Source organism: Pararhizobium antarcticum (assembly GCF_001885585.1).
Taxonomy (GTDB): Bacteria; Pseudomonadota; Alphaproteobacteria; order Rhizobiales; family Rhizobiaceae; genus Pararhizobium; species Pararhizobium antarcticum.
The window spans coordinates 1-13,146 of record NZ_LSRP01000083.1 but is presented as its reverse complement, the minus strand read 5'-3'; the positions used below and the strand labels follow the sequence as shown (position 1 = coordinate 13,146).

Annotated in this window: 11 protein-coding genes; 8 read left to right on the top strand and 3 right to left on the bottom strand. The window is 59.7% G+C overall.

The features are described 5' to 3' along the window. Nucleotides 1-1,611, top strand: a complete 1,611-nt coding sequence (locus AX760_RS11440; protein ID WP_071833011.1) for an FGGY-family carbohydrate kinase — start codon at nucleotides 1-3, stop codon at nucleotides 1,609-1,611. A 42-nt stretch (nucleotides 1,612-1,653) separates the two neighbouring features. Here the strand turns inward: AX760_RS11440 and lipA are convergent, their stop codons facing one another. From lipA to AX760_RS11425, 3 genes are read right to left on the bottom strand one after another with little or no spacing between them, the layout of a single operon-like run. Next, nucleotides 1,654-2,628: a lipoyl synthase gene (lipA, locus tag AX760_RS11435; RefSeq protein WP_071833050.1), complete on the bottom strand. Its 975-nt coding sequence runs from the start codon at nucleotides 2,626-2,628 to the stop codon at nucleotides 1,654-1,656. A gap of 26 nt (nucleotides 2,629-2,654) precedes the next feature. Further along, nucleotides 2,655-3,374 carry a triose-phosphate isomerase gene (gene tpiA / locus AX760_RS11430; RefSeq protein ID WP_071833010.1) on the bottom strand — a complete coding sequence of 240 codons (720 nt, stop codon included), beginning with the start codon at nucleotides 3,372-3,374 and terminating at the stop codon, nucleotides 2,655-2,657. 38 nt (nucleotides 3,375-3,412) lie between these two features. Then, nucleotides 3,413-5,197, bottom strand: coding sequence for a glycerol-3-phosphate dehydrogenase/oxidase (locus AX760_RS11425; RefSeq protein ID WP_083531161.1), 1,785 nt, complete (start codon nucleotides 5,195-5,197; stop codon nucleotides 3,413-3,415). A 266-nt stretch (nucleotides 5,198-5,463) separates the two neighbouring features. Between AX760_RS11425 and AX760_RS11420 the strand changes: the two genes are divergently transcribed. The 7 genes from AX760_RS11420 to AX760_RS11390 all read left to right on the top strand — a co-directional run bounded on the left by AX760_RS11420 (nucleotide 5,464) and on the right by AX760_RS11390 (nucleotide 13,146). Continuing rightward, entirely contained in the window at nucleotides 5,464-7,032 is a 1,569-nt protein-coding gene (locus AX760_RS11420) for an FGGY-family carbohydrate kinase (protein ID WP_071833008.1), read from the top strand. 47 nt (nucleotides 7,033-7,079) lie between these two features. Continuing rightward, entirely contained in the window at nucleotides 7,080-8,162 is a 1,083-nt protein-coding gene (locus AX760_RS11415) for an ABC transporter ATP-binding protein (protein ID WP_071833007.1), read from the top strand. 9 nt (nucleotides 8,163-8,171) lie between these two features. Continuing rightward, nucleotides 8,172-9,242: an ABC transporter ATP-binding protein gene (locus tag AX760_RS11410; RefSeq protein WP_071833006.1), complete on the top strand. Its 1,071-nt coding sequence runs from the start codon at nucleotides 8,172-8,174 to the stop codon at nucleotides 9,240-9,242. A gap of 2 nt (nucleotides 9,243-9,244) precedes the next feature. Continuing rightward, complete coding sequence (locus tag AX760_RS11405) at nucleotides 9,245-10,111, top strand: carbohydrate ABC transporter permease (protein WP_071833005.1); 867 nt, start codon at nucleotides 9,245-9,247, stop codon at nucleotides 10,109-10,111. Nucleotides 10,112-10,121: 10 nt separating this feature from the next. Continuing rightward, the gene (locus AX760_RS11400; RefSeq protein ID WP_245294993.1) at nucleotides 10,122-11,045 is read left to right on the top strand and encodes a carbohydrate ABC transporter permease; all 924 of its coding nucleotides are present in this window, start codon (nucleotides 10,122-10,124) and stop codon (nucleotides 11,043-11,045) included. Between the two features lie 13 nt (nucleotides 11,046-11,058). Continuing rightward, complete coding sequence (locus tag AX760_RS11395; RefSeq protein WP_071833004.1) at nucleotides 11,059-11,340, top strand: DUF2160 domain-containing protein; 282 nt, start codon at nucleotides 11,059-11,061, stop codon at nucleotides 11,338-11,340. Nucleotides 11,341-11,424: 84 nt separating this feature from the next. After that, nucleotides 11,425-13,146: an ABC transporter substrate-binding protein gene (locus AX760_RS11390; RefSeq protein WP_071833003.1), complete on the top strand. Its 1,722-nt coding sequence runs from the start codon at nucleotides 11,425-11,427 to the stop codon at nucleotides 13,144-13,146.

Below are 13,146 nucleotides of genomic sequence, written 5' to 3'. Positions count from 1 at the left end.
ATGGCGATCGAGACAGCGGCCTATTTTGTCGGCCTGGACGGCGGCACCGGCGGTGCCCGGGCGATCATCACAGACCTTGACGGCGCGGTGATTGCCATGGCGACCCATGAATACCAGACGACGTTTCCGCTTCCCGGCTGGGCGGAACAGACGCCAGCCGACTGGTGGACGGCGGCCTGCCTTGCCGTGCGCAAGGCTGTGCGCAGTTCGGGATTAAACCCCGCCGACATACGGGCCATTTCTGCCGACGGTACCTCAAGCACACTGGTCGCGCTCGATCGGGATTGCGTCCCAACAATGCCGGCTATCCTGTGGATGGACAACCGCGCATCGCCGCAGGCACGGCGGATGATGGAGACCAACGATCCGGCGTTGCGCCGCTCGCAGCTGGGTGTCAGTTCCGAATGGATGATCCCCAAAATTCTCTGGATGAAGGAAAACAGGCCGGAGATCTATGAACGGTCGCGCTGGTTTGTCGAAATGACCGATTATCTGGCGCTGCGCCTGACGGGTCTTTTGACGCTCGGTCTCAACCAGATCACCAATCGCTGGTTTTACGACCCGCGCCGGGGCGGCTGGCCGCAGGCATTTTACGAGAAGATCGGGCTTGGCGAGATCACCGCGCGGTTCCCGCAAAACATCCTGCCGCTTGGCGGAGCGATCGGACGGATCGCGCCGGAAGCTGCCGAGGCCATGGGGTTGTCGCGTGATACGACGGTGGTCTGCGGCGGAACAGACGCTTATGTGGCCATGGTCGGCCTCAATGTCTGCCAGCCGGGCAAGACTGCCTTCATCACCGGGTCGTCGCATCTCGTATTGCCGATGACGGATCAGGATATCGAGGTTCCAGGCATTTTCGGTCCGCATCCGGATTGCGTCGTGCCCGGCCTGTTCGTCATGGAGGGCGGGCAGGTTTCCTCCGGCTCAATCATTCGCTGGTGGCACGATCATCTCGGCAAGATCGCCGGGTCGGGGCCGGACACCTACGCCCAGATGCTGTGCGCAGCAGAGGAAATTCCTCTCGGCGCAGACGGGCTCATTGCGCTCGATTTCTGGCAGGGCAACCGCAACCCCTATATTGACTACGATCTGCAAGGCGCGCTCTGGGGGCTGACGCTTAAGCACACGCCGGCCCATATGCTCAGGGCCTTGCTGGAATCGATTGCCTATGGCACGCAAAACATCCTGCGCGCACTCGACCGTCACGATGTCAGCGTCGAGACCATGGTGATCTGCGGCGGTGCGACCCGCACGTCTTTCCTGGTGCAGATGCATGCCGATGTATGCGGTATTCCGATCATCGTCCCCAAAGTTCAGGAAGCGACCGCTTTCGGCTCTGCGATCACCGCCGCTGTCGGTGCCGGGTTTTATGGCAGCCTTGCGGAAGCGGCCGGTCGCATGGTGACCGAGAGCCACGTGATCGAGCCCAACATGGGCCGTCATACACGTTACGACGAAGTCTTCCAATTCTACCAGGACACCCACGCTGCACTCCAGCCGCTGATGCACCGCATGGCACGGCGCGGCGAAGGCAAATCTGTTTCCAACATCGACAGCGGTCTGCATGCGCCGACGGAAAACGCCGTGCCTTTGCGTCAGTCGGCATTTTGATCAAGAACATCCCAAGTGATAAAGCGATTGAAATCCGGTTTGTTACTCTACTAATAGTAGTCTTTTCGCGCGCGCTGCCCTCAACCGTGCGAAATCATCGCCAGCATGGTGCGAGGAGCGGGTCAGCGGGCTGGAGGCGACCATCAGGAAGCCCTTGGTGTAGGCGACCGTCTCGTAGGACTTGAATTCCTCGGGCGTGACGAAGCTCATCACCTGATGGTGCTTGCGGGTCGGCTGCAGATATTGCCCGATCGTCAGGAAATCGACATCGGCGGTTCTAAGGTCGTCCATCAGCTGCAGCACTTCGTTGCGCTCTTCGCCGAGCCCGACCATGATGCCGGACTTGGTGAACATCGTCGGGTCCAGTTCCTTGACCCGCTGCAACAGCCGGACCGAATGGAAATAGCGCGCGCCGGGGCGCACCGTCAGGTAGTTTCCCGGAACGGTTTCCATATTGTGGTTGAAGACGTCGGGCTTGGCGGCAACGACGCGCTCCAGCGCACCGGGCTTCTTCAGAAAGTCCGGGGTCAGGATTTCGATGGTCGTCATCAGCGACGCGGCGCGGATCGCCCAGATCACCTTTTCGAAATGCTCGGCGCCGCCATCGGCCAGATCGTCGCGGTCGACCGAGGTGATGACGACGTGGCTGAGCCCCATCTGCTTGACGGCCTTGGCGACGTTTTCCGGCTCGGCCATGTCGAGTGCATTAGGTTTACCCGTTGTGACGTTGCAGAAGGCACAGGCGCGCGTACAGATCTCGCCCATGATCATGAAGGTCGCGTGCTTTTTGTCCCAGCACTCGCCGATATTGGGGCAGCCTGCTTCCTCGCAGACCGTAACGAGCTTGTGCTCCTTCACGATCGACTTGGTTTCCATGTAGCCTGGCGACATCGAAGCTCGGACCCGTATCCAGTCAGGCTTTGCCAGCAGTTGCGTATCTGGCCTATGGGCTTTTTCCGGATGGCGATGACGGGCTGTTGCAGCAGCGTGATGGGTTTTGTCGAGAATGGTGACCATGTCGTTCTCCATTGCGCCCTCCGGCCTCAAAGCCTGTCATATATTCCGGCGATTGCCAGAAAGTCTGCAGCTTTCAAACTTGCGCCGCCAATCAGTGCGCCGTCGACATTGTCGATGGCCATGAGTTCGGCCGCGTTGGATGCCTTGACCGAACCGCCGTAAAGCACGCGCATTCCTTTTCCCTCGTCGCCAAAGCGGTTGGAGATTTCAGCACGCATAAAGGCGTGCGCTTCGGTAATGTCGGCAATCGTTGGCGTCCGTCCCGTACCGATCGCCCAGACGGGCTCGTAGGCAATGACCGTATTGGCAGCCGTGGCCCCATCCGGAACCGAACCGGCCAGCTGGTTTTCAAGGACCTTCAGCGTCTCGCCGGCATTCCGCTCGGATTCCGTTTCACCGATGCAGATGATGGCGATCAGTCCGGCAGCATGCGCGGCCTGCGCCTTGCCGCGGACAAGTGCGTCCGTTTCCTTTTGAAGGGTGCGGCGTTCCGAGTGCCCAATGATAACAAATTTGCCGCCACCATCCACAATCATCTCTGCCGAGGTCTCCCCCGTGTAGGCACCAAAGGAAGAGGCATGGCAGTCCTGTGCGCCGATCCGCAGGTCCGTTCCCGCGCAGAGCATTGCTGCTTCGTGCAGCAGGGTCGCCGGTGGGCAGATCATTGTATCGGTTTTGCCGGCAAAGGCGGCTGTGCCTGCTGCAACCGCCGCCAATGTCTCAAGGGATGACCGCAGACCATTCATTTTTCAGTTGCCGGCAATCAGCGGCTTGTTACCCGGTGTCATATCCGTCGTCCCTTTTCCTGGTGGCGCGCGCTGTTCGTGTGTGGGCCGTGTGTTGTGAAAGGCTGCTGTTGCGGCGAGAGCGAGACAACCCTGTAGTTCTGCGTCAGCAGGGTTGTCGTATGGGCGATCTCGTCAGCCAACCGCTGATCGCTCCAGCCCAATTCGTCTGCGGCAATCGTGGCGATACCGTCAATCGTCTCCGGCGTGATCGCATTTTCGAAAGGAAGAAGCGTGCGGCGCAGGACGATGTCGGCAAGCCGCGTTACCCGCTCGTTCTTCAAAATCCAGCGAATTTCTTCCTCGTAGTACAGTCCGTCACCACCAACCGGTTTGCATTTGCCCTCGGCCATCATCTCGGCCACATCGCGTGACTGGCTTCCATAACGGCGGTAAAGTATCGCGGCCACCGCCGTCTCCAGACCGGATGCCATGGCAATCTCGCCGATTTCCCGGTCACGCCCTGTCGCGTCCGTCGCCAGATCGCGCCCGCCACCAATGGGTTGCGACAGGGTGCTTCCGGTTCTGCCCATTCCGATCCGCTTCAGGACCGTATCGCAAATCTGCTCCGCACAGGCCCGGTAGGTCGTCCATTTTCCGCCGACCAGCGTCAGAACGGGAAAGGTGCGTTTGGTTTCCGGTTCGAATTCATGAAGGGCGTGATCGCGGCTGATCGATCCGGTTGCCGCATCGCCGCTCCACGGCAAGGGGCGAATGCCGGCATAGGCAAAGACGATCTCCTCCTTGCGCGCCTTGGCGCCCGGCAGAACCTGTTCGAGGACATCGAACAGGTAGTCGATTTCCTCGTCCGAGCAACGGGCACCGTCCGGATCGTTGACGCGGATATCGGTGGTCCCGAGAAGGATAGTGTCGGTGTCGAGCGCATAGACGAGGCAGGCGCGGAAATCCCGCGTTTCAAAATACAGCATGCCGTCGCCGAGTTGGCGCGCGAGGTCCGGGCGTCGCATAATGAGGTGTGACCCTCGTGTCCCGCCGATCAGGCGTTTTTCGATGTGCAGCCGGCGATCGACCTCGTCGGCCCAGGCGCCGGCGCAATTGATCACGAGCTGTGGCTTCAGCGTGAACATTTCGCCGCTGATTTCATCCTTCAATCGCACCTCATTGCCGTCTGTTCCGTCCAGGGACAGATAGGGAAGGGCGATCGACTGCGGGCAATCGCGTTCCGCATCTTTCACCAATTCAAGGACCAGGCGCTCGGGATGAACCAGGCGCGCGTCGTAATATTCGGCGACCGCGCAGACCTTGTCGGAGAGCCCCGGCATCCGGCGCTTGCTTTCGCTCCGTGACATCAACCGGTGGGTCGGCATTGTCCGGTTTTTGCGGCCGAAGCGGTCGAAGAAGACGAGACCGAGTTTGACCACGAGGATACCCTTTGCGCCCGGTGTCTTCTTCAGCTTCAGGAACCGCAAACCGGCGGAGAGCATGCCGCCGAACCAGCTGAAGGCCGGAACCCAGACGGGGATCGGCTTGACGAGATGCGGCGCATTTCTGATCAGATGATTGCGCTCGATCACCGACTCGCGCACCAGTTCGAATTCACCGGTTTCGAGATAACGCAGCCCACCGTGGATCAGCCGCGATGGCGCAGCACTTGTTCCCGATGAAAAATCACTTTTGTCAATCAGGATCGCCGGAACGTTCTGCAGGGCCAGATCTCTATAGAGACCGATGCCGTTGATCCCGCCGCCGACGATTAGGATGGGCGCGCTACTGCCCTCCGATGTCGTCCTGAGTTGCTGCAGGACCTCGTTGCGATTACGCATCATCCTCTCCATGCTTGCCAAGGGGTTTCTGGCTTCTCCCATAATGACAGTTTATTACTTTTGGAAGAGATATAAAGAGATGAAAAATATATAACTCCAAAAATATCAATAAAATTCAAATAATTACGTATGTATAAAATTTTCTTACAAATCTGATTGACAATTTTCCCGGGTCCAATAGCCTAGCTTCAGAGGAAAAATGCCGGACGGGGAGCCTTCCCAGCGCGTCGAGTGGAGACGGTGCGCACCGGCCTGGAGGAGGAACCATGCGCGAGCGCCTTATTGGCATTGACGCCGGTGGAACGATGACGAAAGTCGTCCTGTTTGACCTGAAAGGAAATGAGGTCGGCAGCGAACGGCGGACAAATGTCATGCTGTTGCCGCACGAAGGCTGGACCGAGCGCGATGCCGACAGCATGTGGCGCGCTGCCTGCGAGTGCATCGGCATCCTGCTCAAGAAGACGGCCACAGATCCGGCTGATATCGTTGCCGTGACGCCTTCGGGCTATGGCGGCGGTGTTTATCTGATCGATGCGGACGGCGTGCCTGTTCGCAACGCACTTGTTTCGACCGATACGCGCACCATTCCGCTGATTGCCCGCTGGACGGCATCGGGGAGTGCCGCTGCGATTTCCAGGCATATCGAGCAGCAGATATGGCCGGGTCAGACCCTGCCGATCCTGGCCTGGATGCAGGAAAATGAGCCAGACACGCTGCGCCGCACGGCGCATGTCATGGCATGCAAGGATTTTCTGCGCATGCGCCTCTGCGGCGACATCTCGACAGATCCAACGGATGCTGGTTGTTCCGGCCTCATCAACGTTACCCGGTCGGAGATCTCACGGGAAGCGTTTCACGAAGCGGGACTAACCGCATGGCTGGACAAGCTTCCGCCTATCGGCCCGAGCGTGGCAATTGTCGGGGGCGTCAGCGACAAGGCTGCCAGCCAGTCGGGCCTGCGCGCCGGCACACCTGTCGTGCGTGGCGTCTATGATGTTATCGGTTGTTCGATGGCGTCGGGCGTTGAGCGGACTGATCAGCTGGCAGCCGTTGCCGGCACATTCAGCATCCATTCGACCGTTCACAGCACGCCGTCTCACAGCCCACTGCCGACGATCCAGACTCCCTATCCTGTTGCCGGACAGTTTCTTGCGACCACCGCGACGCCGACCTCGGCAAGCAATCTGGAGTGGCTCTGCAAGACCATGCTGTCTGCCGAAGCGCATCAGGCACTTTTGGAGGGGCGCAGCGTTTACGACATCTGCAACGATCTGGTGGCCGGAGCGCTGACACGCAGCAACAACATTCTGTTCTTCCCGTTCCTTTATGATGGGCCACAGGGCGCGCCTGCCGGCTTTCTCGGATTGAAAGCGGGCGTATCGCTCGCCGATATCATCCGGGCCGTCTACGAAGGTGTTGTTTTCGCCCATCGCCAGGACATGTCCTACCTGCTTGATGGACCCGATGCCGCCGATCCAAAGGTCATCCGTCTGGCCGGTGGGCCATCAAAAAGCGCTGTCTGGGCGCAGATGTTCGCAGATGGCCTTGGACTTCCGATCGAGATTGCCAATGGTACGGAGTTCGGGGCGAAGGGTGCCGCGATCTGCGCGTCGGTCGCAACCGGGATCTATCCTGACATTCCGGCTGCAATCGCCGCCATGGTGCACGTCGATCAGAGGTTCGAGCCCGACCCCGTCAGGGCGAAGATTCTGACCGCGAAATACAAGATCTATCGCGCCGCCATCGACGTTGTAGCCCCCCTCTGGTCGCAGGCCCAGGACAGCGAGGCTCTGTCCTGTGAGGACAGCGGATCGCATCAGGCTATGGCGGTCTGACGTGCCTTGCCACAAACGGATGATGCTCAGAAAAGGTATTGCGGCACATGCTTGAATTGAACGGGATCACGAAGGTTGACGGGGCTGACACGCATATTCACCCCACCAACCTTATTCTGGAGCGGGGAACGCTGAACGTCCTGCTCGGCCCGACCCTGTCTGGCAAGACCTCGCTGATGCGCCTGATGGCAGGTCTCGACAAACCGACGAGCGGTACGATCCGCTTCGACGGAAAAGACGTGACGGGCGTCCCGGTGCAGCAGCGCGGCGTTGCCATGGTCTACCAGCAGTTCATCAACTATCCGGCTTTCACGGTCTATGAAAACATCGCCTCGCCGATGCGTATCGCCGGCAAGGACAAGGCGACGATCGACCGGGAGGTGCGCAAGGCAGCCGAGATTTTGAAGCTGACGCCCTATCTCGATCGCATGCCGCTGAGCCTGTCGGGCGGTCAGCAGCAGAGGACGGCACTGGCCCGCGCTATCGTCAAGAATGCGGCGCTGGTGCTTCTCGACGAGCCCCTGGCCAATCTCGACTACAAGCTGCGCGAAGAGCTGCGCGAGGAGTTGCCTAAAATCTTCGCGGCCTCCGGTGCGATCTTTGTCTATGCGACCACGGAGCCGTCGGAAGCGCTGCTTCTGGGCGGCAATACCGCGACCTTGTCGCATGGCAGCATCACCCAGTTTGGAAAGACGATCGATGTCTACCGCAATCCCGTTGATCTTTTTTCGGCGCGCACCTTTGCCGATCCGCCGCTCAACGTGATCGGGCTGACGAAGAAGGGCAGCGGCTTCTTCAGCGGCAGCGACACGGTTCTTGCTGTGCCGCCTCATCTGGCCGACATCCCTGACGGCTTCTGCACGATCGCATTCCAGCCCCACCATCTGTCGCTGCATCGGCCGCACGCGACTGCCTCGGCTGTCCAGGCCCGCACGATCATTTCGGAAATTGCCGGTTCTGAAAGCTTCATCCATGTGGCCTTCGGTGAACATCGGTGGGTGATGCTGGTGCACGGCATTCACGATATCGACGCCGATACCGATGTCGGCCTGTTCGTCGATACCCGGCATCTGATGGCATTCGGCGCGGATGGCAGGGCGATTGCCGGCTACAGTCAGAAGGCGGCGTGAGGACAAACCATGGCACGCATCAATCTCGATCATATCCGCCACGCCTACGGCGTTCGCCTGTCGGCTCCCGATGACTACGCTTTGAAGGAAGTCCATCACGAGTGGGACGACGGTGGCGCCTATGCTCTGCTCGGGCCATCCGGTTGCGGCAAGACCACTCTGCTCAATATTATTTCCGGCCTGGTGCAACCGTCCGAGGGCAGGATCCTGTTTGACGGCGAGGATGTAACCAACCTGCCGACGCAGGAGCGCAATATCGCTCAGGTGTTTCAGTTCCCGGTCATCTACGACACGATGACGGTCTACGACAATCTGGCCTTCCCGCTGCGCAACCGAAAGGTTCCCGAGCCGGAAGTCGATCGCCGCGTACGGGAGATCATCGAGATGATCGGTCTTTCCGACTGGGCGAAGAAAAAGGCGCAAGGCCTGACCGCCGACCAGAAGCAGAAGATTTCGCTCGGACGCGGTCTGGTGCGTTCCGACGTCAGCGCCATCCTCTTCGACGAGCCGCTGACCGTGATTGATCCGCATATGAAATGGGTCCTGCGCTCGCAACTGAAGCGGCTGCACAAACAGTTCGGATTTACCATGGTCTATGTCACGCACGACCAGACCGAAGCACTGACCTTCGCCGACAAGGTTGTCGTCATGTATGACGGTGAGATCGTGCAGATCGGGACGCCGGCGGAGTTGTTCGAGAAGCCAAAGCATACATTTGTCGGCTATTTCATCGGTTCGCCTGGCATGAACGTCATCCCGGCTCGCATCGACGGCAGAACGGTCGAAATGGGCGGCCAGACGATCGATCTCGGTTTTGCGCCGAAGATCGCGAGCGGCGCCAGGACCGAGCTCGGCATCCGTCCGGAATTCATCCGGCTAGGCCGCGTGGGCATGCCGGTGACGATTTCCAAGGTCGAGGATATCGGCCGCCAGAAGATCGTTCGCGCGCAGTTCGCAGACAAGCCAATCGCCATCGTCGTGCACGAGGACGGAGAAATTCCATCCGAGCCGCGCGTGACCTTCGATCAGGCGTCAATCAATATCTATGCCGATAGCTGGCGCGTAGGCGGGGAGGCTTGACCATGCAAAAGACCTGGAACAACAAGGCCTGGTTCATGGTGCTGCCGGTATTGGTGCTGGTCGCCTTTTCGGCCGTCATCCCGCTCATGACCGTCGTCAACTATTCGGTACAGGATACGTTCGGCAACAATGAATTCTTCTGGGCCGGTACGGAGTGGTTTACGGAAGTGCTCGAATCCGCACGGTTCTGGGATGCCCTGCAGCGCAACCTGTTCTTTTCCGGCGTCATCTTGGCCATCGAGATTCCACTTGGCATCTTCATCGCGCTGAACATGCCGAAGAAGGGGTTGGGTGTTCCCTTCTGTCTCGTATTCATGGCATTGCCGCTGTTGATCCCTTGGAATGTCGTCGGCACGATCTGGCAGTTGCTGAGCAGGGCTGATATCGGCCTTGTCGGGTACAGCCTGGCGCGCTTGGGCATTCCTTTCAACTATGCCTCCGATCCGCTGCATGCCTGGATCACTGTCGTTGTCATGGATGTCTGGCACTGGACGAGCCTGGTAGTGCTTTTGGCCTATGCCGGTCTCGTATCGATCCCGGACAGCTACTACCAGGCAACCAAGATCGACGGCGCATCCCGCTGGGCCGTGTTCCGCTATATCCAGCTTCCCAAGCTGAAGCGGGTCCTTTTGATCGCCGTGCTGCTGCGCTTCATGGATTCATTCATGATCTACACCGAGCCCTTCGTCGTCACCGGCGGCGGACCGGGATCTGCCACGACTTTCCTGTCCATCGACCTTGTGAAGATCGCCGTCGGCCAGTTCGACCTGGGACCCGCCGCCGCCATGTCCATCATCTACTTCCTGATCGTCTTGCTGCTCTCATGGGTTTTCTACACCGTGATGACCAGCAGCGACGCGGCCAACTGAGGAGAGCGTGATGAAAACCCACGCAACCGCGATCTCGACCGCACAGACGGATGCAGCCCAGACGCTGCGGACAGGCACGACGCAGGCAGCCGAGCGCCGCCCCGGCACGCTTCCCTTGCCCGCACGGCGCACGAAAGCCGGCGTCGCCTGGCTCGTGCCGACGCTCTACATCGTGTTCCTGATGCTGCCGATCTACTGGCTGGTGAACATGAGCTTCAAGACCAACACGGAGATCATGTCCGGCGTCTCCTTGTTTCCGCAGACGCCGACCTTGCGCAATTACATGGTGATCTTCAGCGATCCGTCCTGGTACAAGGGCTATATCAATTCGATCATCTATGTCGTGCTCAACACGATCATCGCGGTCTCGGTGGCGCTGCCGGCGGCTTACGCCTTCTCGCGCTATCGGTTTCTCGGCGACAAGCACCTGTTCTTCTGGCTCTTGACCAACCGCATGGCGCCGCCGGCCGTTTTCGCGCTACCCTTCTTCCAGCTCTATTCGGCCTTCGGCCTGATCGACACGCATATTGCGGTGGCCTTGGCGCACTGCCTGTTCAACGTGCCGCTGGCCGTCTGGATCCTCGAAGGCTTCATGTCTGGCGTGCCGAAAGAGATCGACGAGACCGCCTATATCGACGGTTATTCGTTCCCGCGCTTCTTTGTGAAGATCTACATTCCGCTGATCGCATCCGGCATCGGTGTCGCCGCCTTCTTCTGCTTCATGTTTTCCTGGGTGGAGCTTCTGATCGCCCGAACCTTGACCACGACCGACGCCAAGCCGATCGCCGCCATCATGACGCGGACCGTCTCGGCATCCGGCATGGACTGGGGTGTGCTCGCCGCAGCCGGGGTGCTGACCATCATTCCGGGCGCGCTGGTTATCTATTTCGTCCGCAACTACATCGCCAAGGGCTTTGCCCTGGGCCGGGTATAGGGGAGGCAGTCACATGGACTTTTCGTGGATGGCATGGACGCTGCCGACAGCGCTCTTCTTCCTGACAATCCTCGCTTTGCTGATTGGGATGGGTGTCTGGGAATATGTATCACCTGGCGGCAATCCGCGCGTCGGCATTCTGCGGTTCGAGACCACGCGCGGCGACCGGCTATTCGTGTCGCTGCTGGGCTCGGCATTCATTCATCTCGCATGGCTGGGGCTTGGCGGCCCCGACCTGTGGTGGGCTCTTGCTCTGTCAGTTGTCTACGCCGTCGGCGTCTTCAAGCTGGTCTGAGACAGGACGTACGGACGGATTGCCCGGGGGAGGAACCGTTGGACAATCCGGATATTGCAATCGCAAAAACCTGAGGAGGAACATATGCGACAGCATCTTCTAACATCGACGGCGGCAATGCTGCTGGCATTCACAGGGTCCGCATTCGCGGGCATGGATGAAGCAAAAACCTTCCTGGATGCGGAAGTGGGCGACCTGTCGACCCTCGATCGCACCGCCCAGGAAGCCGAAATGCAGTGGTTCATCGACGCTGCCAAGCCGTTTGCCGGCATGGACATCAAGGTCGTTTCGGAAACCATCGCCACGCATGAATATGAATCGAAGGTCCTGGCCCCGGCCTTTGCCGCGATCACGGGCATCAAGGTCACTCACGACCTGATCGGCGAAGGCGACGTTGTCGAAAAGCTGCAGACACAGATGCAGTCGGGCGAGAACATCTACGACGCCTATGTCAACGATAGCGATCTGATCGGCACCCATTGGCGCTACCAGCAGGCCCGCTCGCTGACCAAGTGGATGGAGAACGAAGGCAAGGACGTGACCAATCCCGGTCTCGACCTCGCCGATTTCATCGGCACCAAGTTCACCACTGCACCGGACGGCGATCTCTATCAGCTGCCCGACCAGCAGTTCGCGAACCTCTACTGGTTCCGTTATGACTGGTTCAACGACGAGAAGAACAAGGCCGACTTCAAGGCGAAGTACGGCTACGACCTCGGTGTTCCCGTCAACTGGTCGGCTTACGAAGACATCGCCGAATTCTTCACCGGTCGCGAAATCGACGGCAAGAAGGTCTTCGGCCATATGGATTATGGCAAGAAGGATCCGTCGCTCGGCTGGCGCTTCACCGACGCCTGGCTTTCCATGGCCGGCAACGGCGACAAGGGCCTGCCGAACGGCCTGCCCGTCGACGAATGGGGCATCAAGGTCAACGAAAAGTCCCAGCCTGTCGGCTCCTGCGTCGCCCGCGGTGGTGACACCAACGGCCCGGCATCCGTCTACTCGATCCAGAAGTATCTGGACTGGTTGAAGGCCTACGCACCGCCGGAAGCACAGGGCATGACGTTTGGCGAAGCCGGACCGGTTCCGGCCCAGGGTACCATCGCCCAGCAGATGTTCACCTACACGGCCTTCACGGCCGACTTCGTCAAGGAAGGCCTCGCCGTCGTCAATGCGGACGGCACGCCGAAATGGCGTTTTGCTCCGAGCCCGCACGGCGTCTACTGGAAAGACGGCATGAAGCTCGGTTACCAGGACGTGGGTTCCTGGACGCTGCTGAAGTCGACCCCTGAAGACCGCGCCAAGGCCGCATGGCTCTATGCGCAGTTCGTGACCTCGAAGACTGTCGATGTGAAGAAGAGCCAGGTTGGCCTGACGCTGATCCGCGAAAGCACGATCCAGCACCAGTCCTTCACCGACCGGGCACCGAAACTCGGTGGTCTGATCGAGTTCTACCGTTCGCCGGCCCGCGTTCAGTGGTCGCCGACCGGTACGAACATCCCTGACTATCCGAAGCTGGCCCAGCTTTGGTGGCAGGCGATCGGCGACGCATCCTCGGGTGCGAAAACCGCTCAGGAAGCCATGGACTCGCTCTGCGCTGAACAGGAAAAGGTTCTGTCGCGTATCGAACGCTCTGGCATTCAGGGCGATATCGGCCCGGCACTCGCTGAAGAGCATGATCTGGCCTACTGGAACGCGGAAGCCGTCAAGGCGGGCAACCTCGCGCCTCAGCTGAAGATCGAGAATGAAAAAGAACAGCCGATCACCGTCAACTACGACGAACTGGTCAAGAGCTGGCAGAAATAA